The organism is Alicyclobacillus shizuokensis NBRC 103103, from assembly GCF_001552255.1.
Taxonomy (GTDB): domain Bacteria; phylum Bacillota; class Bacilli; order Alicyclobacillales; family Alicyclobacillaceae; genus Alicyclobacillus_G; species Alicyclobacillus_G shizuokensis.
The window spans coordinates 1-26,298 of record NZ_BCQV01000029.1; the positions used below are offsets into that span (position 1 = coordinate 1).

The 26,298-nt window shown below is 61.9% G+C and carries 26 protein-coding genes; 3 read left to right on the top strand and 23 right to left on the bottom strand.

Features of this window, described 5'->3' with window-relative positions; all coding sequences use genetic code 11:
* Positions 1-162: 162 nt before the first annotated feature.
* The 11 genes from ASH01S_RS11895 to fakB all read right to left on the bottom strand — a co-directional run bounded on the left by ASH01S_RS11895 (position 163) and on the right by fakB (position 10,066).
* Positions 163-651, bottom strand: coding sequence for a GNAT family N-acetyltransferase (locus ASH01S_RS11895; protein ID WP_217996322.1), 489 nt, complete (start codon positions 649-651; stop codon positions 163-165).
* A 114-nt stretch (positions 652-765) separates the two neighbouring features.
* Positions 766-1,921 (bottom strand): peptide chain release factor 2 gene (prfB, locus tag ASH01S_RS11900; RefSeq protein ID WP_157067119.1). Its coding sequence is split into 2 segments (ribosomal slippage): positions 766-1,842 and positions 1,844-1,921, totalling 1,155 coding nucleotides; the frame shifts between segments, so codons are not numbered across the junction.
* Between the two features lie 102 nt (positions 1,922-2,023).
* A complete protein-coding gene (secA, locus tag ASH01S_RS11905; RefSeq protein WP_067928468.1) occupies positions 2,024-4,411 on the bottom strand; it encodes a preprotein translocase subunit SecA in 2,388 nt (795 codons plus the stop codon).
* Between the two features lie 283 nt (positions 4,412-4,694).
* Positions 4,695-5,240, bottom strand: a complete 546-nt coding sequence (gene hpf / locus ASH01S_RS11910; RefSeq protein ID WP_067928471.1) for a ribosome hibernation-promoting factor, HPF/YfiA family — start codon at positions 5,238-5,240, stop codon at positions 4,695-4,697.
* A 60-nt stretch (positions 5,241-5,300) separates the two neighbouring features.
* On the bottom strand, positions 5,301-5,723 hold the full coding sequence (locus ASH01S_RS11915; RefSeq protein WP_067928473.1) for a flagellar protein FlaG: 423 nt from the start codon (positions 5,721-5,723) through the stop codon (positions 5,301-5,303).
* 116 nt (positions 5,724-5,839) lie between these two features.
* Positions 5,840-6,292 carry a hypothetical protein gene (locus ASH01S_RS11920; RefSeq protein ID WP_067928476.1) on the bottom strand — a complete coding sequence of 151 codons (453 nt, stop codon included), beginning with the start codon at positions 6,290-6,292 and terminating at the stop codon, positions 5,840-5,842.
* A gap of 198 nt (positions 6,293-6,490) precedes the next feature.
* A complete protein-coding gene (locus ASH01S_RS11925) occupies positions 6,491-6,829 on the bottom strand; it encodes a flagellar biosynthesis anti-sigma factor FlgM (RefSeq protein ID WP_067928478.1) in 339 nt (112 codons plus the stop codon).
* A gap of 65 nt (positions 6,830-6,894) precedes the next feature.
* Positions 6,895-7,719, bottom strand: a complete 825-nt coding sequence (locus ASH01S_RS11930; RefSeq protein WP_067928481.1) for a sigma-70 family RNA polymerase sigma factor — start codon at positions 7,717-7,719, stop codon at positions 6,895-6,897.
* A 26-nt stretch (positions 7,720-7,745) separates the two neighbouring features.
* On the bottom strand, positions 7,746-8,147 hold the full coding sequence (locus ASH01S_RS11935) for a TIGR03826 family flagellar region protein (protein ID WP_067928484.1): 402 nt from the start codon (positions 8,145-8,147) through the stop codon (positions 7,746-7,748).
* A gap of 189 nt (positions 8,148-8,336) precedes the next feature.
* On the bottom strand, positions 8,337-9,125 hold the full coding sequence (locus ASH01S_RS11940; RefSeq protein ID WP_067928488.1) for a ComF family protein: 789 nt from the start codon (positions 9,123-9,125) through the stop codon (positions 8,337-8,339).
* A gap of 74 nt (positions 9,126-9,199) precedes the next feature.
* The gene (gene fakB / locus ASH01S_RS11945) at positions 9,200-10,066 is read right to left on the bottom strand and encodes a DegV family protein (RefSeq protein WP_067928492.1); all 867 of its coding nucleotides are present in this window, start codon (positions 10,064-10,066) and stop codon (positions 9,200-9,202) included.
* Between the two features lie 269 nt (positions 10,067-10,335).
* Between fakB and ASH01S_RS11950 the strand changes: the two genes are divergently transcribed.
* Positions 10,336-11,658 carry a helix-turn-helix domain-containing protein gene (locus tag ASH01S_RS11950; protein WP_067928495.1) on the top strand — a complete coding sequence of 441 codons (1,323 nt, stop codon included), beginning with the start codon at positions 10,336-10,338 and terminating at the stop codon, positions 11,656-11,658.
* On the opposite strand, the gene ASH01S_RS11955 is transcribed toward ASH01S_RS11950, so the two are convergent.
* From ASH01S_RS11955 to ASH01S_RS11985, 7 genes are all read right to left on the bottom strand, one after another.
* The gene (locus tag ASH01S_RS11955; protein ID WP_067928499.1) at positions 11,624-12,055 is read right to left on the bottom strand and encodes a glycosyltransferase family protein; all 432 of its coding nucleotides are present in this window, start codon (positions 12,053-12,055) and stop codon (positions 11,624-11,626) included. The genes ASH01S_RS11950 and ASH01S_RS11955 overlap by 35 nt on opposite strands.
* Before the next feature lie 74 nt (positions 12,056-12,129).
* Positions 12,130-12,786 carry a response regulator gene (locus ASH01S_RS11960; protein ID WP_067928501.1) on the bottom strand — a complete coding sequence of 219 codons (657 nt, stop codon included), beginning with the start codon at positions 12,784-12,786 and terminating at the stop codon, positions 12,130-12,132.
* The gene (locus tag ASH01S_RS11965; RefSeq protein WP_067928503.1) at positions 12,746-13,942 is read right to left on the bottom strand and encodes a sensor histidine kinase; all 1,197 of its coding nucleotides are present in this window, start codon (positions 13,940-13,942) and stop codon (positions 12,746-12,748) included. The genes ASH01S_RS11960 and ASH01S_RS11965 overlap by 41 nt, the downstream gene beginning before the upstream one ends.
* Before the next feature lie 264 nt (positions 13,943-14,206).
* Positions 14,207-15,394 carry a methionine adenosyltransferase gene (gene metK, locus ASH01S_RS11970; RefSeq protein WP_067928506.1) on the bottom strand — a complete coding sequence of 396 codons (1,188 nt, stop codon included), beginning with the start codon at positions 15,392-15,394 and terminating at the stop codon, positions 14,207-14,209.
* 189 nt (positions 15,395-15,583) lie between these two features.
* Positions 15,584-15,799 carry an alpha/beta-type small acid-soluble spore protein gene (locus ASH01S_RS11975; RefSeq protein ID WP_067928508.1) on the bottom strand — a complete coding sequence of 72 codons (216 nt, stop codon included), beginning with the start codon at positions 15,797-15,799 and terminating at the stop codon, positions 15,584-15,586.
* Between the two features lie 122 nt (positions 15,800-15,921).
* On the bottom strand, positions 15,922-16,680 hold the full coding sequence (locus tag ASH01S_RS11980) for a WecB/TagA/CpsF family glycosyltransferase (protein WP_245629048.1): 759 nt from the start codon (positions 16,678-16,680) through the stop codon (positions 15,922-15,924).
* An 80-nt stretch (positions 16,681-16,760) separates the two neighbouring features.
* Positions 16,761-18,314, bottom strand: a complete 1,554-nt coding sequence (locus tag ASH01S_RS11985) for a gluzincin family metallopeptidase (RefSeq protein WP_157067120.1) — start codon at positions 18,312-18,314, stop codon at positions 16,761-16,763.
* Between the two features lie 271 nt (positions 18,315-18,585).
* Here ASH01S_RS11985 and ASH01S_RS11990 point away from each other — a divergent pair, with 271 nt between their 5' ends.
* A complete protein-coding gene (locus tag ASH01S_RS11990) occupies positions 18,586-18,783 on the top strand; it encodes a cold shock domain-containing protein (protein ID WP_026962745.1) in 198 nt (65 codons plus the stop codon).
* A gap of 161 nt (positions 18,784-18,944) precedes the next feature.
* Here the strand turns inward: ASH01S_RS11990 and ASH01S_RS11995 are convergent, their stop codons facing one another.
* The 3 genes from ASH01S_RS11995 to ASH01S_RS19515 form a co-directional block, all read right to left on the bottom strand.
* Positions 18,945-20,861, bottom strand: a complete 1,917-nt coding sequence (locus ASH01S_RS11995) for a S53 family peptidase (RefSeq protein WP_245629049.1) — start codon at positions 20,859-20,861, stop codon at positions 18,945-18,947.
* Between the two features lie 176 nt (positions 20,862-21,037).
* Complete coding sequence (locus tag ASH01S_RS12000) at positions 21,038-22,777, bottom strand: phospho-sugar mutase (protein ID WP_067928516.1); 1,740 nt, start codon at positions 22,775-22,777, stop codon at positions 21,038-21,040.
* Between the two features lie 203 nt (positions 22,778-22,980).
* Positions 22,981-23,106 carry a hypothetical protein gene (locus ASH01S_RS19515; RefSeq protein WP_281178220.1) on the bottom strand — a complete coding sequence of 42 codons (126 nt, stop codon included), beginning with the start codon at positions 23,104-23,106 and terminating at the stop codon, positions 22,981-22,983.
* Positions 23,107-23,161: 55 nt separating this feature from the next.
* On the opposite strand from ASH01S_RS19515, the gene ASH01S_RS12005 reads away from it, so the two are divergent.
* Entirely contained in the window at positions 23,162-24,520 is a 1,359-nt protein-coding gene (locus tag ASH01S_RS12005; protein WP_067928519.1) for a helix-turn-helix domain-containing protein, read from the top strand.
* Here the strand turns inward: ASH01S_RS12005 and ASH01S_RS12010 are convergent.
* Positions 24,494-25,315 carry a carbohydrate ABC transporter permease gene (locus ASH01S_RS12010; protein WP_067928521.1) on the bottom strand — a complete coding sequence of 274 codons (822 nt, stop codon included), beginning with the start codon at positions 25,313-25,315 and terminating at the stop codon, positions 24,494-24,496. The two genes, ASH01S_RS12005 and ASH01S_RS12010, sit on opposite strands and share 27 nt — an antisense overlap.
* A complete protein-coding gene (locus ASH01S_RS12015) occupies positions 25,315-26,277 on the bottom strand; it encodes a carbohydrate ABC transporter permease (protein ID WP_067928596.1) in 963 nt (320 codons plus the stop codon). The genes ASH01S_RS12010 and ASH01S_RS12015 overlap by 1 nt, the downstream gene beginning before the upstream one ends.
* Positions 26,278-26,298 lie beyond the last annotated feature (21 nt).

Sequence of the window (26,298 nt, forward strand, 5' to 3'; positions counted from 1 at the left end):
ATCTGTATATCAGGGAGGTTGCCGTCCACGCTCGCCGAAAACATCGGCCGGCTTCAAGTGAACAGCGCTCCGTCAAGGTTTTTCCATCCGTAGGCCAGCTCACGCAGACGCTGCCCGCCGAGTTCAACCTCCGCTTCCCGCACAAGCTGTCCACCGAGGCGCTCATAGAAACGCCGCGACGGGTTGTCCGCCAAAACCCAAATCAGCATCCCGCGAAAAGTGATTTTCTGCGAGATGCAGGGTAACCTGTTGAAGCAATCGCCTGCCCAGGCCATGGCACCGATGACCTTCGAGAAGATAGATGGCGTACAGCTCACCGTCATACTCCGCGTCTCCGGATCGTTCCGGGCCGCCGTCGGCAAACCCGATAATTCGCCCCTGTGCATCTTCCGCCACGAACATCGCGTAGTGACGTTCGGGGTCACACCCCATCTGCAGCCGAGCGCGCAGATTCTCCTCCCGTGCCGCGTACGATAGGCTGTCCAGATATGCGTCCGACAGGATGCCGCGGTATGCGCTGCGCCAACTGTCGACATTCACCCCGGCCACCTCCGCCGCGTCCTGGACGACAGCACGGCGAATCGTGTACCCGCCACTGCCCATAGACACGCCCCCCACGCTCGCCTCCAACAGACCCACGCTCGCTTCCAACATGCCACTCTCCGGACATCCGCAAAGCCGCAAAGCCGACCTCGGTGCAACCCATGCTGCGCCGAGGCCGGCCGCTTTCTTGTCCGGAATCCGGGCCAGAAGGCTCCTCGCTCCTTACACGTCCAAATCGCCGCCGGCTGCGGCCACCGCCTTTCCCTGCTGAAGGGCGAGCTGCCAGCGCAGATAGGCGTCGATGAACGGATCCAGCAAACCATCGACCACCGCCTCGACGTTGCCGATCTCCTGACCGGTGCGATGGTCCTTGACCAGGGAATATGGGTGGAACACGTACGAGCGGATCTGGCTGCCCCAGGCAATCTCCTTCTGCTCGCCGCGCAGCTTCGCCATCTGCTCCTCCTGCTCCTGCCGCTTCTTTTCGGCCAGGCGGGCGCGCAGCAGGTTCATCGCCCGCTCGCGGTTCTGAATCTGCGAACGCTCGCTCTGGCAGGTGACGACGATCCCGGTGGGCAGGTGGGTGATGCGCACCGCCGAGTCGGTCGTGTTGACATGCTGCCCGCCGGCCCCACTCGATCGGTACACGTCGATGCGCAGTTCCTCCGGCTTGATTTCGACGGTGTCGTCCTCGTCGATCTCCGGGATGACATCCACAGACGCGAACGACGTGTGGCGCCGCCCGGAGGCGTCGAAGGGCGAGATGCGCACCAGGCGGTGCACGCCTTTCTCCGCCTTCAAATACCCGTACGCGTTGTATCCTTTGATGAGCAGAGTGACACTCTTGATGCCCGCCTCGTCGCCGGGCAGATAGTCGAGAGTCTCTACCTTGTATCCCTTGTCCTCCGCCCAGCGCGTGTACATGCGCAGCAGCATGGCGGCCCAATCCTGGGACTCGGTGCCCCCGGCTCCGGGGTGGAGTTCGACAATGGCGTTATTGGCGTCATGCGGGCCCGAGAGCATCAGCTGCAGCTCGAACTTCTCGATGTCCTTCTCCAACGCCGCCGCGGCCGCGTTGGCCTCGGCGAACAGGTCCATGTCGTTCTCCTCGGCCGCCAGCTCAATCATCACTTCGAGGTCGTCTTTAGCCGACTCCAGCTTCCGCAGCTGCTCCACATATCCACGCAGGCTGTTGGCCTCGTTGATGACCTTTTGCGCGGCCGCCTGGTCGTCCCAGAAACCGGGATCGGCCATCTGTTCCTCCAGTTCGGCAATCCGCTGCTCCTTGGCAGCGACGTCAAAGAGACCTCCCGATTTCCGCTAATCGCTTAGCCATAGTCTGCGCTTCGCCGCGCAGTTCCCCAAACGTCTCTGCCATGAAACTTCACCTCTGCTGAAAATTCGTCGCTGTGTGAGGCTGTGCCACCCACTTCGCCCGCGGGCCGCCGCCACCCGGCAAAACCCGCGGCCGCCTCTGGCATCAGCCACCCTGCACCGGCACGCTGTCGTGAATTGACACCGGCTGCGGAGTCATTGCGATGGTGGATTTGAACACGTAGAGGATGACCTCTTCCTCGATGCTGCGAATCATGGCCTCGAACATTTCGTAGCCCTCTTTTTGGTAGATCACGAGCGGATCGGCCTGGCCGTAGGAGCGCAAGTGCACCCCTTGGCGGAACTGGTCCATCGCGTCGATGTGATCCATCCACTTCGAATCGACCGTGCGCAACACCACCACGCGCTCCAAATCGCGCAGGAACGGGCCCAACTCTTCCTCGCGGGCGTCGTAGTTTTGGTGCAGGATGTCGTACAGCTTCTCACGCAGTTCATCCCGCTCCAAGCCGCGCAGGTCCTCCGCTTTGATCTGGCCCGGGTGGAGGAAGTGGCGTTCGCCAAAAGCCAGCAGCGCGTCCAGGTCCCAGTCCTCCGGTACCTGCTCGGTCGAACAGTAGACCTCCAGCATGTGGTCAATCAGGTCCTTGCCCATGCCTTCCACCACATCGCGCAGGTTTTCCTGCTCAAGGATCTGCCGGCGCTGGCGGTAGATCACCTCGCGCTGCTTGTTCATGACATCGTCGTAGCGCAGGACGTGCTTGCGGATGTCGTAGTTGTTGGCCTCCACCTTCTTCTGCGCCCGTTCCATAGCGCCGGTCAGCATCTTATGGTCAATCGGCTGGTCCTCGTCCAAGCCCATGCGGTCCATCATGCGTTTGATGTTGTCCGATCCGAACAGCCGCAGCAGGTCATCCTCCAACGACAAGAAGAACTGGGAGGAACCCGGATCTCCTTGACGGCCGGATCGGCCACGCAGCTGGTTGTCGATGCGACGGCTTTCATGCCGCTCGGTACCTATGATATGCAGACCGCCGAGATCCGGGACGCCCTCGCCCAGCAGGATGTCGGTGCCGCGTCCGGCCATGTTGGTGGCAATCGTCACCGCGCCTGCCTGTCCTGCCAAGGCGATGATCTCCGCCTCGCGCTCGTGCTGCTTGGCGTTGAGCACCTGGTGCAAGATGCCCCGACGTTTGAGCAGGCTGGAGAGCAACTCGGACTTCTCGATGGAGGTGGTGCCGACCAGCACGGGTTGTCCCTTCTCATGGCGGCGGACAATCTCCTCGACCACCGCGTTGAACTTGCCGTGCTGCGTCTTGTAGATGACGTCCGGCAGGTCCTGGCGAATCATCGGTCGGTTGGTCGGGATGACAACGACGTCCATGCCGTAGATCTCCTGGAACTCCTTCTCCTCTGTCTTCGCGGTGCCGGTCATGCCGGACAGCTTCTGGTACATGCGGAAGTAGTTCTGGAGGGTGATGGTCGCCAGGGTCTTCGTCTCGTTCTGGACCGGCACGCCTTCCTTCGCCTCAATCGCCTGATGCAACCCCTCACTGTAGCGGCGGCCCTGCATCAAGCGGCCGGTGAACTCATCGACGATGATGACCTCATCGCCGGCCACGACGTAGTCCTTGTCGCGCTTCATCAGCCCGTGCGCCTTGAGCGCCTGCGTGATGTGGTGCATGAGCGCGACGTTGTCCGGATCGAACAAATTCTGCACCCGGAAGAAACGCTCACCCTTCTTCACGCCCGAGTCGGTGAGATTGACCGTGCGCATCTTCTCGTCGACCTCGTAGTCATCCGGGGACAGGCTGCGCACGAACAAGTCGGCCCGGAAGTAGAGGTCGGCCGATTTTTCCGCCGGCCCCGAGATGATGAGCGGCGTCCGCGCTTCGTCAATCAGGATGGAGTCGACCTCGTCGACGATGGCGTAATGCAGCGGCCGCTGCACCATTTCGTCCAGCGACATCACCATGTTGTCACGCAGGTAATCAAACCCGAACTCGTTGTTGGTGCCGTAGGTGATGTCGGCCTGGTACGCTGCCCGTTTGGCCGCGGCGTCCATGCCGGCAATGTTCAACCCGACCGACAAACCTAAAAACTGGTGCACGCGCCCCATCATCTCGCTGTCGCGGCGGGCCAGGTAGTCGTTAACGGTGACCACGTGCACGCCCTTGCCCGTGAGCGCGTTCAGATACGACGGCAGCGTCGCGACCAGTGTCTTGCCTTCACCGGTCTTCATCTCGGCGACCTTGCCGTGGTGCAGCACAATGCCACCCATCAGCTGCACGTCGAAGTGACGCTGGCCGAGCACCCGCTTGGCCGCCTCGCGCACCACAGCGAACGACTCGACGAGCAAATCGTCCAATTTGGCGCCCTGTTCCAACCGGCTGCGGAACTCGCCCGTCTTGGCCCGCAGCTCTTCGTCACTCTGCGCCTCCATCTGCGGCTCCAAATCGTTGATCCGGGCGACGACTTTGCGCATCCGGGCGATTTCGCGTTCATTGCTGTCAAACAGCTGCTTCAGGACTCCCACCCGAAGGTCACGCCCCTCTCTGTGCGTGGGCCCCCGCAGTCGCCGAATCGCGGCGGGTGCCGGAGCCCAACATCTCCTAGCATAGAATTGTACAGGGAGACGACGGGAATCACAACTCGGAGGAGTCTTTTTCCAAACGAGGAGCAGAACATCAGGTCGCGCCTGATCATGCACGCCCGCCGTGTGGGCGGGCGTGGTGGACTTTTCATATTCACATGGCCGGCGGAGCGAAGGCGGCAGGAATTGAACGCCGCCAGTTGCCAGCGTCAATCCGACGGCAAGGTCACTGGGGTTCAATCAGACCGTAGTTGCCGTCGCGCCGACGGTATATCACATTCACCTCTTCGGTGTCCGCATTCGTGAAAACGAAGAAATCGTGGCTCAGGAGTTCCATTTGCAAAACCGCTTCCTCCACGTCCATCGGCTTGATAGGAAAGCGCTTGGTCTTGACCACGCGCAGCTCCGCATCATCCGACGCACGGCGGGCGGCTTCCTGTCGGGAGGATTTGATCCGAGTGCGCAGACCCTGCTCGCGAAACCGTTGGTTCAGCTTCGCCTTGTATCGGTTGAGCTGCTGCTCCAACTTATCGACCACCAGGTCAATAGAAGCGTACATGTCGTCCGATTCCTCTTCGGCGCGGAACAGCACACCGTGCAGCTGCAGGGTCACTTCGACGCGGTGTTGGTTGCCCACCACCGACATCGTCACGTGCGCCTCTTTCTCAGGTGGAGTGTCAAAGTACTTTTCCAGGCGACCGAGCTTCTTCGCGGCATACTCCTCAAGGGCACCGGTTACTTCCATGCGGTCACCACGTACCAGTACGTTCATGTTTGACTCCTCCCTTCCTGGCCCCATTATAGCACAGGCGCGGAGTCGACACCATAATTATCAGATAGTTTCGTCAGAAACAATGCCGCCTACATCGCCCTCCAAAATCCGCCGCACGCCATCCGGCGGGATCTCCAGCAACAGTTGGCCCGTTTTGGCATCCAGCAGGTTGACGAACACCCGGTTGGCCTTGTCGTCATATTGAAACTCAACCCGCATTTGACGCGGCGCAAGCTGCTGATTCACCGCGTCGATGGCCTTCTGCAGGGTTGGGCTGTCCACTCGTCCGGGGGCGCTGCTTGGGTAGCCCGCTCCCGTTCCGGGATGAGGCGCTGCCGCCGCCCCATTCGGCGTTATCGTTGCGACCGACAGCTCCGTTTCTTGGGCATCAGGCTGGCGCTGCACTGGATTGGTGCCCCCCACCGGAGCGGCGCGTAAAAAGTCGACGGACACAGCGTGATGATTCGGATAGCGTACGTCCATAGGCCCCCTCCTTTCCAACCTGCACCAAAAGAGCACCCACAACGCGAGGGTGCACCCTTGACCCCTGTAGATTTGTGCATAGCGGGCCTGGCCAGCCTCAGGTTCAACGGCTTGTCTCACCCTTGCTGATTGACACGCAGGCCTGGCGGTAACGGCAATCCCCCGCCTCGGTATGCGGCGGTGAACCGCAGCGACCGACTCACACGCGCCAGTCTGTCCTGCAATTCGCCCTGGACCGCGTGCAACCGCTCACCCAACTCCTGACTCTGCCGCGCCGTTTCCTCCAACCGACCCGCTACGGCAACAGCCGCCTTGCGCACCCGTCCGTCCGCGTGCTGCGCCAACTCCCATACTGTGTACCTGTCCGACAGCCGCAACTCTCGCAACAAACGAAACGACTCGTCGCGGCGGCTGAGTGCGTCCAGGATTTCATCGATCCGCTCGGCAAACCGCTCTCCGTCCGCATCGGTCTCCGGCAAATCGGCCAGTACAGCCTGCCCCAGCGTGAGCATCTCATCCAAACGCCGCTGCACCTGCTGCAACAAGAACAACAGCTGCTCCGCTTCCATTCCGGCCTCGCCCCTTGTCTCCGGCCTAAACTCCTGGTCCTGCCGCGCAGTTCTGCGCGCCTCCCGTCTGCCTCAGACGCCACCCATCAAACACCCGTATTTTTTTGCTTCTCTCAACCTTACCCCATGATGAATAGTCTGAGGCCCGACGTTCATCGACCTGCGCTCAGCCGTTCTGCAGCGAACCGTTCGATGGACTCACCAGGCATTGGAGGCATCGGAAGACAGGACACCGCTCTCCAGCAGTCTGTCTGCCAGCGCCTCCAGGTCCAGCGGCTGCCCGGATTGAAATGCCTGTTTGAGTGCCGCAACCTTATGGGATCGAGCGACCCCTTCCGCTTCTTGAGCCGACGTGGCGGAGCCGGATGCCGCAAGGTCAGCAGCCGCACTTCCGGCTGTCTCTTCCGCAGCCCGGACCGCCTGCTCCGTGCGGGAATCCACCACCTCTGTCTCTCTTTGCTGTCCAGCGCTGCTGGGCCGCAGTCGCTCGGCATTAGGACCTAAACCGACCGGCCAACCGGCCTCGCCAATGCGCATGTTCTCACCACCCGCTCCTCTTCTCACTCTGTATATCGGAAACGCGGCAAAAAACTTGCAGACAGTCAAGTGTCGGATTGGCGGTTCTTCTTGGCGCGCCGGCTCGCGGCTCCTGGATTGGCCGAATCCCCGACCTGCGCTTCCGTGCGAGCAGGGGCCCCTCTTTGCTGTCCCCCAAGCAAATCGCGCAGCTTGGCCAAAGCCCGGCTGTGAATGCGCGATATCTGTGACTCACTGACGCCCACCACATCCGCCGTTTCTTTCATCGTCAACTCCTCCACGTAGTAGGCGTAGAGGACCTGCTGCTCGCGCACGTTCAACTGTCGCAGGGCGCGTATCAGCTCAGCGCGGGTCTCCTGCCAGTCCATGGTCGCCTCTGGACTCGCCTCAGCGCGCTCCTCGACCACATCGAACTGGCCCGCCTGCTCCAATTCCTCCACCGACCAGACGGCCGTCCAAGCGCAGTCGGCCAACCAGGACTGATACTCCTTCTCTGACAGCCCAAGCTGCGCCCGCACCTCCTCATCGCTCGGTGTCCGCATGAGCCTCTGGCTCAGTTCGTCCACCGCACGGTGCAGACGCACTTGCTTGTCACGCAGGCTGCGCGGCAACTGGCGATGTCGCGCCACTTCATCCAATATGCGCCCTCTGATATGGCGGCCGGCAAACACCGCGAACGGCACGCCGCGCCCTGCATCATACCTGTCTATCGCGTCGTACAAGCCGAGGATGCCAGCGTTGACCAAGTCTCCATACTCCAAGCGACCGTCCTGTCCGACGGCGGCAAGCACCCTGCGAGCGATGCGGTAGACCAAGTCCAGGTTCTGTTCGACCGTCTCCTGGCGGCGTGTCTGCTGCCACTGACGATACGCGTTGTAAGGTGTCGCCACGCTCGCACCTCCGCTCCCGCTGCGTTCTAGCGCGAATAATAACCGTGTCTGCGGGAAAGGGGCTTGTCCGTTCGAGCCTTGGCACTGTCCTTGCCTTTCTCGGCAATCCCGAGCAGGTTCGACAGTTCTTGCGTGCAGCGAGCACAAAAGCGTCCCACCTGAATGGGCGCGCCACACCGCTCACAGGTATAAGCAAAGTTCGGAAAGTCGCGGACGATCAACCGTCCGCTCTTGACCATGTCGACAATCAGGTCCAGGTCGACGTCCGTCGCTTCGCTCGTTTCGGGTATGGTGGCATAGCGGTGTTCCTTGAGGTACGCGCGCACTTTCTCGAAGGCCTCGTCCTCCTCCGCGACGCAGGCTGGGCAGATGTCGCGCGACACGCGGTTGAAGATGCGCCCGCAGCGTTTGCAATTGGCAATGGTCATGAAACGTCCCACCCTAGACCGGGCCTGCCGCGACCTGGCAGCCGTTCAGCAGCCCGAAATCCATTCATGAAACATTTCCACTTGCCACCGTCATTTTCCTGCTCCATTCGACAAAATCCGCACAGTCAGAACCAGGGCCGCGTCTCCCGAGCGGATCTCCGCAAGCGGCGCCGCACAGGCCGAGCGGACTCACTGGACGCGGGCAATCGCCACCCCGGCCACTTGCACGGCGCCAGCGGAGAACAGTGCGTCGGCGCACGCAGCCAGGGTCGATCCGGTCGTCACCACGTCATCCACCAGCAGAAACCGTTGCGCCCGTACTCCTGCCCGGAAGAATGAGTGGACCAAGGCATCGGGACGAACGGCGTAGCGGCCGGCCGTTCCGGCGCTGCGCTGGGCCGCCGATTTAGCGGTCTGTGATTGCGTGGGACCGCTCCCCTCATCGGCGCGCCTCAGCAAACCCGGCCATACGGGCAGACCTGTTTGCGAGGAAATCCGCTCCGCCAGCAGGAGCACGTGGTCGTAGCCGCGCTGCTGCCACCGATCAAGCGATGTGGGAACAGGAACCAAAAGCCACGGCTGCGCGCCGAACACCCGCGCCAACCGCTGCCAGGCCGCCTCGACAAAGACGGCGAGCCAAGGGGTTAGGGCGAGCAAGCCGTCGTATTTCCAGGCGCGGATGAACGCCGGGATGTCCTTGTCGTAGGGAAGGCCGCAGGCCAGCGGCACACGCCCCAGCCGAGTCTGCAGGCAACCCTTCCAAACCCGCGGCTGCAGGGCGGCGAGGCGCTGGAGACAAAACAGGCAGAATCGGCTGTCATCCGAACGCACCGCATCCGTGATCGCCACGCCGGGCAACGGGCGATGGCAAAGAGGGCAGATGGGCGAAGCATCCGGATACAACCACGACGCTGCTGCCTGCATCAGGAGGCGTGCCCGAAAACGAGGCGTCAGGCGGGCCGGCGCACGCTGTCGCAACCTCCCTCCTCCTCTCGCCCAGCCACACAGAAGGTGGCTCGTTGGCCAGCGCGGGAACGAGGGTTTGCCGGCGCTCATTGTCCATCCCGCCGGGATGAGAGCCGCGGGTAATAGACCAAGGCGAGCACTCCCGGGCCGGTGTGCGTGCCGATGACTGGGCCCAGTTCACTGATATCCGCCTGGACGTTGGGGTAGCGGGCGAGCAGGTCCTGTCTGAGCCTCTCCGCATCCTCCAGGCGCCGCGAGTGCACCACCCCCACCTGAAGTGGGCGTCCGTCCCTAGCGTCCTCGTCAAAGCGTGCCAACATCCGCTCCATCGCTCGGCGGTGTGTGCGGACCTTTTCAAACAGGTCGATTCGCCCGTCGTTCATCGTCAAAATCGGCTTGATCTGCAGCAGCGCGCCGAACACCGCAGACGCTCCGCCAATGCGTCCGCCCTTATGCAGGTACTCCAGTGTGTCGATGACAAAGTAGGCGTGCATCTCTTCCAACTCACGCCGCCAAAGATTCAGCACATCCTCTTTGCTGCCTCCCTGCCGTGCCAGCGCCGCCCCGTCCAATAGCGGCCCGGCGATGCCGTAACTGGAAATACGAGAGTCCACGACGGTGACGTCGCCTCCCACCTGCTTGACCGCCATTTCAGCCGACTGCACCGTACCGCTCAGACCGCCGGAGAGCAAGAGACACAGCACGCTGTCATGGTCCTTCAGGAGCCGTTCAAACACCGCTGCAAACTCCCCCGGGGTCGGTTGGGACGTGGTCGGCAGCTTGTCTGCGTGCGCCAGCCGGGCGTAAAACTGCTCTGCGGTCAGGTCCACACCTTCGCGGAACGTCTCACTGCCGAACAAGACCGACAGCGGCACCACCTCAATCCCATACTCGTTCGCCTGCTCTGGTGTCAGATAGGCCGTGCTGTCGGTGACAAATGCGATATTTCCCATACATTGGACCTCCATATCTCCCCGAGACGGATGCGCCGGGCCTGAAGCCCCGCATCAGGGATGAATTTTCCCAGTGATGTATATATATTCTTTCCGATATAGGGCTAGGATTTCTCGTCAGTATCCTGTAAAATTCCATTAGTATTCTGTCTTGTATCTTGTATTCCTGAAGCTTCTATCGATCCGCCCCCACAGCTCGCCATAAACACAGAGAGGAATACACAGAAAGACCACACCAGACATCAGGCAAAGGGTTGGTGAACTTTTCCATGAGCTCCATCGGCGCAAAGGTGCGTGAAATCCGACAACAGCGGGGGATGACGCAGGCGGAGTTGGCGAACGGCATCGTCACCTCCAGCATGATCAGCCAGATTGAATCCGATAAGGCGCGTCCATCCTATTCCCTGTTATGTCAGTTGGCCAACCGCCTGGGGACCTCGGTCGAGTACTTTTTAGGAGAACTGGGCGATCCGTACACCCCGACGGCGATGCTGCGCACCGCCGAGTACTGGCTGTTGGCCGACCAGCCGAACAAAGCCCTGGAGACGCTGCACCAACTGCCCGTACCCACTCCGCCAGGATACGAGTACCTGGAATACCACCTGCTGCTCGTCCAGGCGAAGCGTATGCTGGGCGATTACAACGAGGTTATACCGCTCCTGGAGCAACTGCGCGAATACGCCCTGCAGACGCAGGAGCAGCGAGCCTTGCTGCGCATCTACAGAGAGTCCGGGCAGGTCGAGTATGCCATGAACAACCCGGACGGAGCAATTCATGAATGGGAAAATGCGGTCATCTTAGGAGAACGCTTGGTGAATAAATCAGAATACTCGCGTACACAAGTGGAGACGGACCTGACCGAGATCTACCTGTTACTCTACCAATTGTTGACGGAGCAGGGACGCGAGACGGAAGCAGCCGCGTGGGTGGAACGGGCGCTCCACCGATCACCCCGTCTTCACCGCCTGCACACGATAGCCGCATCGCTGGCGGAAGATGCAGACCGGGCCCTCGCCCGCAACGACCCAGGTGGAGCCCGCGCGCTCATGGACAAGGCGATTGCCTTTTTAGAAGCGGCGCGGCACCTGGAAGGCCAGATGATGTTGGAATCCATCGGGGGCCAGCAGGAGCCGTGGTCTTCCCCTTGGCTGCGCGTTGGCCTCACCATGGCCAAGAACGCCGAATCCCTTGTCAGGATAGAGGAGCTCTTGATTCGACACTGGCTGGATGAAGGGCGAATTCACGTAGCGCTGGAACGCACCGAGGAGTGTCTCGCGTCCATGGTCAGACGTATGCCAGAACAGTCGCAGGCAGAGCGAAGGCCAGACCTGACTGTCCGCCTGCGCCTGCTGCGCGCGCGGGCTTGGTATGAACTCGGGGACACAGACAAGGCGCTGCGCGAGGTCATGGAGGTTGTCCAGGCGGCCGAGGCGTGTGAGGACACCGAGTGCCTGCTTGAGGCCTATGAATACCTGCTGACCTGGTTGTCGAAAACCGAGGCCGATACAGAGACGGTATTCGCGTGGAGCGAGCGCGTGGACAAGCTGATTGACAAACTTAGTGACAACAGAATCGGATCATATCCTCTGTGACGTCCCGCGGCGCCCGAGCCGCCCGCAAATCGTAGATGCAGCCGACAAATGGCTCGGTGAGGCAAGTTCGCGTCAAGATGCGGCGAACCTCGTCTTCACTCTCCGCCCGCTGCCAATGGATGCAGTCGTGCTCGCCCGCCAGACGTTCGAGGATGAGCGGAGTATCATCCACGGACGCCAAATCAATCACAAGCACCCGCCGGAGTCGCGTGGACCACGCTGTCCGCAAGGTTAGGGAGCGTAGCACGCCCTCAATGTGCGCCTCGGCATCCTGCACAATGAAGACAAAGGTCAAGGGATTGGCGGCCAAGCGGCGCTTGAGCCGCTGGCTCACCTGCCAGACGAGCATCACGGCCCCATACAGGGCGAGCCCCCAAAATACCAGGGCTTCCACCATGCCCTCACCCCCTGCAGCAGTATATGCGGGGAGGGAAAAGGAGGAACCCCCACGAAGACCGGGAACTCGGAATCTTACGACGGAATCCAGCGGCGCTTCATGGCCACTACCACGGCTTGCGTGCGGTCGGTCACGCCCAGCTTGGCCAGGATATTGGAAATATGATCTTTGACCGTCTTTTCCGTGATGCCGAGGGCTTGGGCAATCTCTTCATTGGATTTGCCCTGCCCCAACTCGCGCAGAACATCCATCTCCCGATTGGTCAGCGTCTCTTTCCATTCGTCGCTGAGCAGGGCCAAGTCGTGAAACTGCGAAATGATGGTGTGCGTTACCTGCGGATGCACCATCCCGCGACCCGCCGCGACCTCACGAATCGCGCCCACCACGTCGGTGACGGACCCGTCCTTGACCAGATACCCGGCGGCGCCAGCCTTCAACGTCTCCAACACGTAGCCTTCATCGTCGTACATGCTGAGGATGATGATCTTGAGGTCCGGATGTGCGGCCTGTAGCCGGTGTGTCGCCTCGACTCCATTGAGCACAGGCATGTTGATGTCCAACAGCAGTACATCCGGCTGCACGTGCTCCAAGCCCTCCACCGCGTCGGCGCCGTTTTTCCACGTGGCGATGACCTGAAGGTCGGATTCGTAGCTGAGTACCTCGCGCAGTGTCTCGCGAAATTGGTCGTTGTCATCCGCGATGGCCACGCGAATGGGTTGCTGTGTTTCCAACCATTCCCCCTCCTTCTGCCTGTACACGCGTGAGATCGCCGCGCCGCAGGGGCAGGTGGATGATCACTTCAGTCCCTCCGCTTTCTCGCCGCCGCACTTCCAGGCCCCCTTGCAGCAGCTGCAGGCGTTGATTGACCATCGTCAGGCCGATGCGCCCCTCATGCAGCCAACCCTGCCAATCAACCACAGCCAGACCGACGCCGTCGTCGCGCACATGCACCAACAGCGTATCCAAGCCGTAGACGACGAAGATGTCCACTTTTCGCGCGTGGGCGTGCTGTTCCACATTGTGGAGCGCTTCCTGAACGGATCGAAACACCGCCATCTTTTCAGCCGCCCCCAGAGGCACCTCGATGCCGCTGAGATGAATCTTGGCTTGGACTTGCGTCCACTCGGTCCACTGTTGGACATACCGCTTGAGCGCCGGAATCAGTCCCAGGTCGTCGATCAGCGGCGGACGCAGATCAAACGCCACCCGGCGCAGATCACGAATCACCGCGCGCAGCTGCTCCTGCACCTCCTGTTTGACTTCGCCGTCCAGGTGACCATGAGCTTCAAGCCGCATGGCGGCGCTGGCCAGCAACTGCATCGGGCCGTCGTGCAGTACCTGCGCCAGGAAGCGCCGTTCCTCCTCCTGCATCTGCAACATCTGAAAGCCCAGCAGAGTCTGCAGTTGGGCCAATTCAAGCGTACTGGAGAGACCAGCGAGGCCGTTGGCGAGATAGTCGCGGACGTGGTCGAACTTCATCAGCAGCGACTCGGCATTGTGCAGGGTCACCTGCATCGTCTTCAGCTGACGGGCCAATTCGTCGCGCCGCCAGCGCAGGTTGGCCTCTCGTTCGCGCCAGAGCCTCAGGTCGGTCTGCGCGTTTTCGGCTGCCGTGTAAGCCTCGCGCATCTTTTCCTCCGCCCCTGGCCCTTCCAGCCGGCTGATCTCGGCCAAACGTGTGCGCGCCCGGCGCGCTTGCATCTCGGCCTGTGCCACCTCGGCAATGGCCTTCATGCAGGCCTCCTTCGCCTGCTCATACTCCGACTCCAGACGTTGCAGTTCCCGGGACGTGGATTCGACAATCTGCCCGACCTGCCCGCGCCCTTCGGAAACAGCTGCCAGTGTCTTGTCAATAGCCTCCTGCAGCGCAGCGAAATTGGGATTCAACTCGCACGTCGCCCTTCCGTTCAGCGTGGTCTATCCTTGCGGACCTGTTCCACATAGGAGAATCATAGGTACGAATCGCAGTGTATTATGAATAATTCTGGATACCCTTATGATTTTCCTGCTGAACTTTGGTGAACAAAAGCAAAAGATGGATAAAAAAGAAATGGCGTCAGCCGAGTTGCCAGCCGACGCCCAAAACATGGGGTAAGGGTGATGCTATATCCTTCGCGCTGGATCCTCCGTTTGTGGGGGTGGATTGTTGCTTCAAAGCGCCCGGCGCAACGCCTCCACCTTGTCCGTCCGCTCCCAGGGCAAGTCCAAATCCGGCCGCCCAAAGTGGCCGTACGCCGCTGTCTGGCGATAAATCGGCCGCCGCAGGTCCAGGTCACGAATGATGGCAGCGGGCCGCAGGTCGAAGTGCCCGCGGATGAGTTCGACGATCTTCTCCTCCGAGATCGCGCCCGTCCCGTAGGTGTCAACCGAAATGGACACCGGTCGGGCGACACCAATTGCGTACGCCACTTGGACCTCGCACTTGCGCGCCAGCCCCGCAGCCACCACGTTCTTTGCCACGTACCGGGCGGCATAGGCGGCACTGCGGTCAACCTTGGTCGGGTCCTTGCCGGAAAACGCCCCGCCTCCATGGCGCGCGTAGCCACCGTAGGTATCGACGATAATCTTACGCCCGGTGAGGCCCGCGTCTCCCTGCGGGCCGCCGATGACAAACCGCCCGGTCGGGTTGATGAAGTATTTCGTGTTGGCATCCAACCACTGCTCCGGCACCACATGAGCAATCACGTGCTCCTGGATGTCCCGCTCGATGGTCGCCAGGTCTACCTCCTCCCCATGCTGGGTGGAGACGACAATCGTATCGACGCGCACCGGCTTGTCCCCATCGTACTCAATCGTCACCTGGGTCTTGCCGTCCGGGCGCAAGTAGGTCAACGTCCCGTCCTTGCGCACCTCACTGAGCCGGCGCGCCAGCTTGTGGCTGAGCGAGATCGGCAATGGCATCAACTCGGGCGTTTCGTCACAGGCAAAACCGAACATCAGGCCCTGGTCGCCGGCGCCGATGGCATCCAGCTCGGCGTCGGTCATGTTCTTCTCGCGCGCTTCCAGCGCCCGATTGACGCCGGCCGCGATGTCGGGCGACTGTTCGTCAATCGACGTGATGACCGCGCAGGTTTCAGCGTCGAAGCCGAACTTCGCGCGTGTATAGCCAATCTCCGCGATGGTGCGGCGGACGATTTTCGGAATATCCACATAACAAGTGGTGCTGATTTCACCGGAGACCAGCACCAAGCCGGTGGTCACCGCCGTCTCGCAGGCGACGCGCGCGTTCGGATCATCCGCGAGGATGGCGTCCAGCACCGCATCGGAGACTTGGTCACAGATTTTGTCCGGGTGGCCTTCGGTCACCGACTCAGACGTAAACAACCGACGTGCCGCCATCATTGTTCCCCCCTTTGCGGATGGTGGATCACGCCAAACAATCCGAAAAGGCTTCGGACTCTCGGAAAAAAACCGATATGGATCGCAATCCGTATCCAAAACAACGTAATGGTATTATATTTGCCTGTGTCCGTCAATCAGGAACAGGCGAGACCCTGTGGGCCTCGCCTGCTTCAACAAGGTATGCAGTTAACTTGACCTGCCGCCGGACGCCAACACCTGCTCGGCGTAGGCGACCAACCGTGCCGTGATGCGGCCGCCGACCGCGCCCGTATCCCGGCTGGCAATCTCGCCCCAATAATCTTCGCTGCCCTGGTACACAGGGATGCCCAGTTCATGGGCAATCTCGTACTTCAGATCGTCGAGCGCTTTGTGGCAGCCCGGAACCACGTGCGTCTTGCTCATCCGCCAGCACCTCCCCAGAAGCGCCAGCCTCACCGGCTGACGTACTCCTAGGGTTTGCCACCACGGCGGGGCGCACACGCTGGGAATCTTTCCTCTCCCGTCAGGCACGGGGAGCCGATCCATCACGATGCCTGACGCCGGCTCCGCACCACGCGCCAGGCGAAGCGCGGCAAAGCCAACTGGCGGCGCCAGCGTGCAGGTTGGCGCAGCAGCCGGTACAACCATTCCAAATTCATCCGCCGCATCCAGGCCGGTGCTCGCCTGATGGTACCACCCCAGACGTCGATGCTGCCGCCGACCCCGATGCCGACACAGGCGGGCAGGTCGCGCAAGTGCTCAAAGATCAACTTCTCCTGCCGCGGTTGCCCAAGCCCCACCAACCACAGGTTGGGCCTGAACCGGGCCACCTCCTCCAGCACCTTGGGCAAATCCTCGGGCGCAAAGTAGCCGTGATGCCCGGCAAACTGACACCCTGGGTAACGGCGGGCAAACTCGGCCAGGCAGGCGTTCAGCGACGCAGGCGTCGCGCCGAGCACAAACACACGCAGCGGCTGATGCCGTTCGCAAGCGGCGGCGAGCACGTCTTCAACCAATTCTACGCCGCTCACCCGCTCCACGCCGCGCAGGCCCGTCCGCCGTGCCGCCCAGACAATCCCCACTCCATCCGGCGTGACCAGGTCGGCCACATGGAGGATGCGCTGTAGGTCCACATCCGCCGCCGCCTGCATGACCAGTTCCGGACCAGCCGTGACCACCATGTGGCGACTGCCTTCCGCCATCCAGCCGAGGATTTGCTCCACCACGTGGGAACGCGGCATCAAGTCAAACCGCACACCCAACACGTGGACGTGTTCTGCCGCTCCCGTCAATGTGCCCAGCAACGCGTCATCCCTCTCCCGGAATCAGCCTGTCCGTACGGTTTCACCCCACAGTATACACCAGATCCGGCAACGCTTTGCGCTCACCCGACGGCACTGGGTCCAGCGGCCAGCAGCGGCAGGAGAGGATTCGTCTGGGTGTGCTCCGTCGCCCTATCGACGCGAACCGAAAACAGGCTTGGCTGCTCCAGGTACGTCGTGTGCCCGTCCGCCGTCGTCACCCAGGCGTCGACAAATCCGTATAACCCGTCGTGGTAGTCAAAGGCGAAGCCGCAGTTCGTCACCGTCTTGCCATGCCAGGTGTACGGTTGGTCCGGGCTGATGTTGATATACAGGGTTCGACTGTCTGGCGGCGCCGAGTCGCGGGTCTTCGTGACCGACTGAGGGGTTCCGGTTAGACGCTGACCTGCCGTGACGGTGAGATGGAGGTCCCCAAGGGTCGCGCGGAAACTCTGCCACACCTGGCTGTCGCGCGGCAAAATCCGGATATAACCGCGAAAGCCATTCGGGATCGACAGCGTGAGGTCCAGACCCGGGTCCGACTGACGCGCCGCCTGGTTCACCAGACTGCGCAGGTGCGCGTCCAGTCCGCTGCGAGTGGTGTGAAAGGCGTCGGCAAAGGCGGTGTCCGGGGCGACGCCGGCTTGAAGCCGCTGGAAGTAGGCCGACAGGCCACCCGTTCCCTGGCGGGTGAACAGATCCGCCACCGCCAGCCAGTCTTGTAATTCTAGGTCGTAGGGAGCCTGTCCACTCAACAGCGCAGATTCACTGTTGGCCAACGGCACCCATTTCCCCTGCGCGCTGGCTGCCACCACGGACTCGGCCAGCTGACGGGCGTATCCGGCGTAGGCCACCGACGACTCCAGGCGACGCTGGACAGCCATCCCGGTATACACGGCGAGACCCTCGTTCATCCAGCTGGGCACCGACCCCACATCCTGATTGAGCACGGTATGCACCAGCTCATGCCCGAGCGTGTCGCCCAGATCCGGCGTCGTCTCGTTTTGGTAGAGCGGAATGATGATGGTCGAGTCCTGAGCAAAGCCGCCCGTATCCTGACTGAGCAAGCGCGCCTGTTGCTGCGACATGCCCTCGTTCGCCAGCGCCTGCGTATAGGCGGCCTTGCTGCTGGCAAGCAGGATGTTGACGGGGGTGCGCAGGTGCAGCCCGAGCACGCCGGTCACATCGTCGAGAATGCCGCCTTTGTCTAGAAGTCGACGCACTAGGGCCACTTGGCTGGACGCGACTCCCTTATCCGCGGCCTTGACCTGAACCAACGCGGTGTCGCTGGCGCCGGTGCCGCTCCCGGCCCCCTGCGCCGGCGACGCTCCTCCCCCCGACACGGTCGAATTCGCCCCCTGGGCGGGAGTCGGTGCCGCGCTGCCCGGCCCTCCGCCGACCGTGCCTTGACCTCTTGGGGACGATCCGCCCGGCGGGGTGACGCCGCCCCCTTTGTCCGAAGCCGAGCTGCCCCCGGATCCAAACTGCGGCAGCCCGCCAGTCAGAAGCGGCCGGACGACGCGCAGGACTGTGTCCGGATGGTATTGATACCAGAGAGCGGCGCCCGATGCCGCCGCCAACAGCAAGGCAAACACCGAGACCGTCAGGTTAAACCCTCGTCCCGTCGCTTTGGCCATGACCACACCCCGCTCGCGCGCCAAAAAAATCCGCGTGTTTCTGGTCTTAGTCTGGCCGCCAGCGACAAGGGACAAACCTGATTCGCCCACGCCGCATGCAACTTTGCGGGCACGATGTGATATACTCTTATCAGAGGGTGCGTTTGACACACCTGCGTGTCGATGTTATATTTAGATCGGCACCAAATATCTTTTAGTACGATGGTACGGCGCAGGAGTACGGAGAAGTACTTGGCTCTGGTACGATGGTACTGAGTGGGAGGCATTACGTGTGCAAGGAACTGTAAAGTGGTTCAATGCGGAGAAGGGTTATGGTTTCATCCAGATGGAGGGCGGCAACGACGTGTTCGTGCACTACACCGCCATCTTGGGTGAAGGTTTCCGTACTCTTGAGGAAGGCCAGGCTGTCGAATTCGACGTCGTCGAGGGTCAGCGTGGTCCGCAGGCTGCCAACGTCCAGAAACTGTAAACTTCTCTGAGTTGTACTCACATGGAAATCGAATCGCCCCGCAGATGCGGGGCGTTTTTTGCGTTGCGGATGACGACTCTTGTCGAATCCGGGCCGATTGCCCGTAAGCCGTGGGTCCGGTCGCCCTGTACAGGCGTCCGGGCTTCATGTCGCGGCAGTCGTCAACGGCCGTGGTGGGATTCAGACACGAGACCGGTTAAGACCTTGTCCAGATTCGCGACGTTGGGCGTCCCGATGCCCGTAGCCTGATCATACCCCTGTGTGCCTTGCCAGTACCAGTTATCGCCCGCCGTGATATCGTTGAACGGACGCTGGGGCCCGTAAGCGGAACCGGAGCGGGCGATGGTGTAGAGCAGCGGGTTCCACAGACCGACTCGCCCATGCACGCTCTGGTCCAACAGCGCCGCGATGCCGTTGAATTGGGGCGCCACGAAACTGGTCCCGCCATATCCGGCTATCCAGCCTCCATCCGGGGTCGAATAGACGAGGTAGCCTGTCTCTGGGTCCGCGTTCATCGAGAGGTCCGGCAGATTGCGCCCGGCAAAGTGAGCCGGCAGGTCATAGTAATCCTGCGGCGGCGAGGTGCCGTTATCCACGACGCTCTGTCCAGCCGGCGTCCTGGCGATGCCCGCAAGACCACGCTGGTACCAGGGCAAGGACCAGTACGTGCTGACGCCGCCGCCGTCACCCACCGGGAACAAGATGGACTCGTCATACCCGAGCGGCAGCAGATAGTCCCAAGCCCAGGCGCGCTCCTGCTCAATCGTGACCGTGCCCTTGGACAGCGTCAGGGTGGCCGGCACCGTCGTGCCGCCGGCCGCGGTCACATACGGATCGGCCGCCGGGGAATCGACCGACACCACCTTCGAGAAGGCAGGGTACGGCAACACACCGTTGACATCGTACGCACCCGCATCGCCGCTGGACGCGAACAACGACTGCCCCTGGACGGCCGCTTCCATAAACACTTGGTGGAATGCCTGTAACTCGCTCGTGTAGTCGACGCCACCATTCAGTTCAGCATTGTAGAGTACTTCCGGCAGTCCCCAGCTGACGGACAGGCTGTCCGCCAGGTTGGCGGAGATGGCCTTGTAGAACGCGTCGATGAACCCGGCATCCGTGTTCGGTGCGTCGTAGACGAGGATGTCGGCGTCTGGAGCGAGTCCCCCGGCCTGCTCCACATCCAGGGTTGTCTCGCCGGATCCATCCTCGGCGCTGAGGGGCCCTCCGCCGTCCACGTGCACCTGGGTAATCCGGTTGGGTTTGTACTTGAGACCGATGGTGTCCCAATACGTGTACGCGTCGCTCGGTTCGAAATCGGCCAAAGTGACGATGCCGACCGTCTGGCCCTTGCCGGTGATGCCGTGCTGGTAGAGCGGGTTCACGTCATACAGGTTGGCGACGTCACCTACCGTATAGTCCTGTGGGACGCCGGTGGCCGTGCTGCCGCCTTTGGGCAGAACCACGCGCGCCGGCTGGCCGTCCACCTGCGCGGTCCGGGCGCTCATCGGCCGCGCTAGCGCCTGGGTGTCGAGACCGACAATGGCCAAGACGCTGTCGCTCAGCGCCTTCGGCATGCGCGGGAGGCGCGTGGGTGCGTAGAAATGGTGGCCGCGCTGTACATAATTGTGGAGTGTGGTGTCAAACACCGTGTTGAACTGCTCTGCCGTCCCTTCTACCTTCAGCAGCAGGTTGTCCGGGTACACCTCGCGCACGCGCAAACCGTTGGTCTCCAGGTAGCGAGTGATGGCTGCAATCTCCGAATCGGACGGGGCATACCGGCGTTTGAACTGCGCAACCGACAGGAAGCAGCGGTACTGCGGGCTGCCCGGGGTCGACACGTCCTGGATGTAAGCGGCCAAGGCATTCTGATTGCGCACCTTGAGTACCAGGCTTGCGGTGATCACCTGCCCTTCATCAGTCGGCCCCAAGTCCTGGGCTCCGGCCGCAGCCACGGAGGCTTCAGTGCCTGCCTTCCCAGTCGCCGCCAGCGCCGTCATCCGGTTCCCGTACGGCATCAACGCGGTGGCGATGGTCATGGCCGCCGGTGCCACCAAAAGAGCAAACCCCTTCTTCATCACCAGGGCACCCCCATCCATAAGGTAAGATCCCAACTGTATGGATTTGTAAGATAGACTCACAAACTTTATTATATCTACGGGGAAAGTCGAAAAGTAGGGAAACTTAGCGAGGAAAAAATGCCAGCCATGGGGGGCAACAGCGTGGGGGGCCCGGATGGCCCCCGCCCACTAGCTCAATCAGCCAGCGCGGTGATCTTCTCAGACAGCTGGTTGAGCCTCTGGATTTGCGTCGCACACCCTTCCTCGTTCGGGGCCTGGGCGCCCAGGTACAGCTTCAGCTTGGGCTCCGTACCGGAGGGTCGAATGGCCAACCACGATCCGCCCGCAAACGAGTACCGCAACACGTCGGAGCGGGGCAGCGTCAACGCCTCCACCCCTCCGCCGCCGTCGGCGCGGCGGCGCTCCCCGGCCTGATAGTCTTCCACCGTCTCCAACACCAACCCATCCACCTCCGGCAGCCCTTGCTCGCGCAGGCGCCGCATCACCGTCTGAATGCGCGCCAGCCCGTCAGCTCCAGGCAGGGTGACGCTGACTAGCCGTTCCTTGAAGTGGCCGACACGTCCGTACAGCGCCGCCAACGCGTCCAGCAGCGTACGCCCGTGCATCTGGTGAAACGCCGCCATCTCGGCAATCAGGAGGCAGGCCTGAACCGCGTCCTTGTCGCGGACAATCGGCGAAGCGAGGTAGCCGTAGCTTTCCTCGTAGCCGAACAAGAACGTCTTCTCGCCCGTCGCCTCATAGTGGCGGATGCGATCCCCTATATACTTGAATCCGGTCAGCGTGTCTTCTGATCTGACGCCGTACCTTCTCGCCGCGGCCGCTCCCAACCCGGAGGTGACGATGGTCTTGAACACCACGCCGTTATCGGGCAGTTGCCCACGCGCCTGTCGCTGCGACAAGACGAAATCCACCAGCAAGCCGCCCACTTGGTTGCCCGTCAAGAGATGGTAGTCGCCGTCCTGCCCGCGCACGGCGATGCCCACACGGTCAGCGTCCGGATCGGTCCCCATCACCAGGTCAGCCTGTTGGCGGCGCGCCTCGTCGATGGCTAGCTCCAGCGCCTCCGGCTCCTCCGGATTGGGTGAGCGGACGGTGGAAAACTCTCCGTCCGGCGCCTCTTGCTGGGCGACCACGAACACGTTCTTGTAGCCAGACTGGCTCAGCACCTGGCGCACCGGCAGGTTGCCCGTGCCATGCAGCGGGGTGTAGACGATGCGCAGTTGCTCGCGCGCCTGTGCAGCCACCGCCGGTTCCCGTACCGCGTCGACCACGGCCTTCGTGTACGCGTTGTCCATTTCCTCGCCAATCCAGGTCAGGAGCCCAGCCGCCTGCGCCTCGTCGGCGTCCATACGCGGAATCGAAAACAGGTCTGTGACGGCCTCAATTTCCTCCATGACCAACTTCGCCTCATCGGGCAGCAGTTGGCCGCCGTCCTCGTTGTACACCTTGTAGCCATTGTATTCCGGCGGATTGTGACTGGCGGTAATCATCACGCCGGCGGCCGTCTGCAGACGGCGCACCGCAAACGACAGCTCGGGCGTCGGGCACAGGTGCTCAAACAGGTGCGCCCGCACCCCCGAAGCCGCCAAGACACAGGCCGCCTCCAGGGCGAACTCGCGCGACATGCGGCGGCAGTCATAGCCGATGGCCACCCCGCGGGCTTTCGCGTCCTCACCTCGATTGGCCACGTACCGTGCCAGGCCCACCGTCGTCCTGCGCACCGTGTAGACGTTCATCCGGTTGGTGCCCGGCCCCAGCACCCCCCGCTGGCCACCCGTGCCAAACTCCAGATCGCGATAAAACGCGTCGTAGAGCGCGTCAGGCTGCTCAGCCAGAGCTTCCAACTGCGCCCGGAAATCCGGCGAATGGCCTTTGTAGCTGAGCCACTGTTGATATCGCGTCGTCACGTCCACGTCGCCATCCCACCTCGTTTAGGATGCGTTCATGTTATTCGCTGCGTCCACCTCAAGATCATGCCGGATTGCTGCGCCTAAGGCAACCACCGGTGGGACAAAAGTCCGATGTCCTCCATTGGCGATTGTGTTTATATGAAAGCAAGGAGAGCACACAAAAAAAGAACCACAAGCGAGACTGCTTGCGGTCCTCTGCCAGAACCTCACAGGTTGGCCGAGTGCGAGAAGGGAGTCGGCGGAACACACCCGTCGTTAGGCAGAATCACGAGCGCCGCCGCAAAGGCCGCGACCGTTGACAGAGCGGCAGCCAGACAGGCCAGTTTTTTCATTCCACTCACCCCTTTATCACCATGATTTCGGCACACCGAGAGGGGGTCTCGCGCTGTGACAGACACCCATCGCGAACTGCTCGCCTTCGTCATCGGCCATCGCATCCGCAGCCTGCGCCAGCGCCGGAGGCTTTCCCAAGCGGACCTGGCGCACGGCATCTCCAGCCAATCGCTCATCAGCCTGTGTGAAAGCGGTCGACAACTGCCCTTGCCCGACATGCTGCAATTGATTGCCGAGCGCCTTGAGGACAAGACGCTGGCCGAATACGCATCCGCGCTGGCCGCGGGCGATCTGTCGTTCAGCCGCACCATCACCGGCAACCGAGAACTGTTGCTGGAGGCCTTGACCTCGCTGCGCGGACACTGGCAGGACGTGCATGAACAAGTCGCGACGGAACTCTGTCAACACTACTATACGACTAGAGATTTCGATATAGTACACCAGATCGGCCGCATGATCTTGGATCACGCCCGGGACCCCCGCACACAGGCGGCGGCCTGCTTCTATTCTGGCAGCAGTTGCCTGTTCACGCACGATTACGAAGAGGCGGAGCGCTGGCTGGTGATGGCCGAGCAGTGCTTGGCCGACGCCGACAGTCCACTGCGGCCGAAACTCCTCTACAACCTCGGGTACACGTACACGCAGCTGGACAACCCCGTGATGGCCCTGTGGTACGCCCATCAAGCGGCGGAATCCTTTCAGGCCCAGCAGGACCTGCCCAGTTATGCCAAGGCGCTGGGGCTGTTGGGGGTGATTCAGGTGCGGGCCAAGCGTCCGGAGTACGGGGTGAAATCCCTGCGCCTGGCATACGACGTGCTGATGCGCTGGGAGAGCGAGCGGGCGGACCGAGCGCGCATCGCCTGCAGCCTGGCCGCCGCCTACCTGGAACAAGGACAGCTGCAGGAGGCGAAGACGTGGGCCGAGGAGGCGCTGGCCGGGGCGGAGGCGGCCGACGACGGCCTCTGCGCCTGCCTCGCGCTGCGCAATCTGGCGCTATGGTGCCATCGCCAAGGCGACTTCGCACAAGGGCTGGAGTTCCTCCACCGCGCCCTTTCCATCGCTCACGCACACAGCCTGCACAAGACGACAGCGGAACTGTTGCTGCTTCGCTCGGAGACGAAGTGCGACGAGGCCGAGAAGTTGGCCGACGCGCGCCAGGCGTTTGAGGCCGCTCTAGCCGCGCACGACCATGTACTGATTGCGCTGGCCGCCGAGGCGGTGGCGAATCTGTTAGAAGGCACAGGAGGCCCGGCCTCCGATGAGACGGCGTGTGAGATCCAGCAGTACCGCAAGCTGGCTCTCAGCCACTACCGCGCCTACGTGCGCGCCGTCTCCTATGATTACCCGGGGATAGACCGGGTGGCGCCGGTGCGGCCCGACCTCCCCTCAGCCTTTGACCGATCCGGCCAGTAACCCGCGCACGAAGTACTTGCCGAGGAAGATGTAGACGATGAGTGTCGGCAGGGCGGCCATGATGGCGCCCGCCATCTGTACGTTCCACTGAACAATCTGGCTGCCGGAAAGGTTTTGCAGCGCCACCATGACCGGTTGGTGCGGCGGTGTGGTCAATGTGGCCGCGAACAGGAATTCGTTCCACACCTGCGTGAACTCCCAGATGCCGATGACGACGAACGCGGGCACCGACAGAGGCAGGATGATGGAGCGGAAGAGTCCCCAGTAGCCGGTGCCGTCGATACGCCCCGCCTCCAACAAGTCATCCGGGATGCCGACATAGAAATTGCGAAAGATGAGCGTGGCTATCGGGAGCCCGTAGATCACGTGCACCAGGACCAATCCCGGCACCGAGTTGTATAGGCCAATGCTGTCCATCACCTTGAGCAGCGGGATCAACACACTCTGGTAAGGGATGAACATCCCAAACAGCAGCCACTGAAACAGGGTACGGCTGCCGGGAAACCGCCACTTGGACAGGGCATAGCCGTTGCAGGCGCCGACAATGGCGACAATGATAGTGGCAGGGATGGCCAACTCCAGGCTGGTGGCCAGCCCCGGCGACAACCTCTCAAACGCCTGCCCCCAACTGGACAAGTCGATACGGGTGGGAAGCTGCCACATGCGGGCGAGATCGACCTCGCTGTTGGGCTTCAGGCTGGTGATGAGGGCGACGTACACCGGCATCAGATAACCAGCAGCGAAGATGCACAGGACCAGGTAGAGAACCGCCCGGTTTACACGGCGCAGACTCATCAGGGCTTCTCCCCCCTCAGGCTGTAGGTCAGGTACGGGACGATGAAAATGGCCAACAGCAGCAGCATGATGATGGAGATCGCCGCGCCCTGGGCATAGTGGTTGCCCTGAAAGGTGGTCTGGAACATGTCCATGCTCGGCATGTCGGTCACAAACGCGGCGCCGGGGCCCGTCATCGCGTAGATGAGATCAAACGTCTTCATGGAAATGTGGATGAGCATGATGACCACGGTCACCGTGACCGCGTTCAGCTGGGGCAGGATGACGCGCCAGAAGGTTGTCCAGGCATTGGCGCCGTCCACCGCGGCGGCTTCCTTCAAGTCATCCGGGATGGACCGCAGCCCGGACAGGTACAACGCCATGGCAAATCCGGACATCTGCCAGACGGCGGCGATGATGACCGCGAGCAGAGCCAGCGGCAGGCCGAACTTGATGTGTCCCCAGGGAATGGAGGGGACGATGGTGATATCCACATACCATTTCGGCAGGTGCGTCAGCCCCAGCGCCTTGAGAATGAGATTAACACCGGTGGAGGGGTTGAGCAGCCACTGCCAGACGACGCCGGTGACGATGAAGGCTATCGCCATCGGGAAGATGAACAGGCTGCGAAACAGCCCTTCCAAACGGATTTTTTGATCCACCAGCACGGCGAGGAACAGCCCGATGATCATAGAGACAAGGACAAACAGGACGGTGAAGAACAACAGGTTGCGCAGGTCCGACTGGAAGCGAAAGTCTTGAAAGATGGCCCGGTAGTTGGCAAACCCGTTCCACGAGAGGTCGGGCACCAATGTGTTCCACTTGGTAAAGGATACGACGCCGGTCCAAACGATGAACCCATACACAAACACGGCGATGGCGATGATGGACGGCAGCAGGGTCAAGATGGGATAGACGCGCTCCCACGTCCACGGCTTGCGCGCCCGTCGTGGCTGCGTAATGGTCATCTCCGCGGGCTGCATGGCCACTGGTAGCTCCCCCTT

Excerpts from the sequence above, each read along its gene's own strand:
- ASH01S_RS11955 (WP_067928499.1), bottom strand. The coding sequence starts at position 12,055 with ATGGTGGAAGCCCTGGTATTTTGGGGGCTCGCCCTGTATGGGGCCGTG.
- ASH01S_RS11915 (WP_067928473.1), bottom strand. The coding sequence starts at position 5,723 with ATGGACGTACGCTATCCGAATCATCACGCTGTGTCCGTCGACTTTTTA.
- ASH01S_RS11975 (WP_067928508.1), bottom strand. The coding sequence starts at position 15,799 with ATGAGCAAGACGCACGTGGTTCCGGGCTGCCACAAAGCGCTCGACGAT.
- ASH01S_RS11925 (WP_067928478.1), bottom strand. The coding sequence starts at position 6,829 with ATGCGCATTGGCGAGGCCGGTTGGCCGGTCGGTTTAGGTCCTAATGCC.
- ASH01S_RS11935 (WP_067928484.1), bottom strand. The coding sequence starts at position 8,147 with ATGACCATTGCCAATTGCAAACGCTGCGGGCGCATCTTCAACCGCGTG.
- ASH01S_RS12015 (WP_067928596.1), bottom strand. The coding sequence starts at position 26,277 with ATGCAGCCCGCGGAGATGACCATTACGCAGCCACGACGGGCGCGCAAG.
- ASH01S_RS11985 (WP_157067120.1), bottom strand. The coding sequence starts at position 18,314 with ATGGCCAAAGCGACGGGACGAGGGTTTAACCTGACGGTCTCGGTGTTT.
- ASH01S_RS11995 (WP_245629049.1), bottom strand. The coding sequence starts at position 20,861 with ATGAAGAAGGGGTTTGCTCTTTTGGTGGCACCGGCGGCCATGACCATC.
- hpf (WP_067928471.1), bottom strand. The coding sequence starts at position 5,240 with ATGAACGTACTGGTACGTGGTGACCGCATGGAAGTAACCGGTGCCCTT.
- ASH01S_RS11920 (WP_067928476.1), bottom strand. The coding sequence starts at position 6,292 with ATGGAAGCGGAGCAGCTGTTGTTCTTGTTGCAGCAGGTGCAGCGGCGT.
- ASH01S_RS11950 (WP_067928495.1), top strand. The coding sequence starts at position 10,336 with ATGAGCTCCATCGGCGCAAAGGTGCGTGAAATCCGACAACAGCGGGGG.
- ASH01S_RS19515 (WP_281178220.1), bottom strand. The coding sequence starts at position 23,106 with ATGAAAAAACTGGCCTGTCTGGCTGCCGCTCTGTCAACGGTCGCGGCC.
- metK (WP_067928506.1), bottom strand. The coding sequence starts at position 15,394 with ATGGCGGCACGTCGGTTGTTTACGTCTGAGTCGGTGACCGAAGGCCAC.
- fakB (WP_067928492.1), bottom strand. The coding sequence starts at position 10,066 with ATGGGAAATATCGCATTTGTCACCGACAGCACGGCCTATCTGACACCA.
- ASH01S_RS12010 (WP_067928521.1), bottom strand. The coding sequence starts at position 25,315 with ATGAGTCTGCGCCGTGTAAACCGGGCGGTTCTCTACCTGGTCCTGTGC.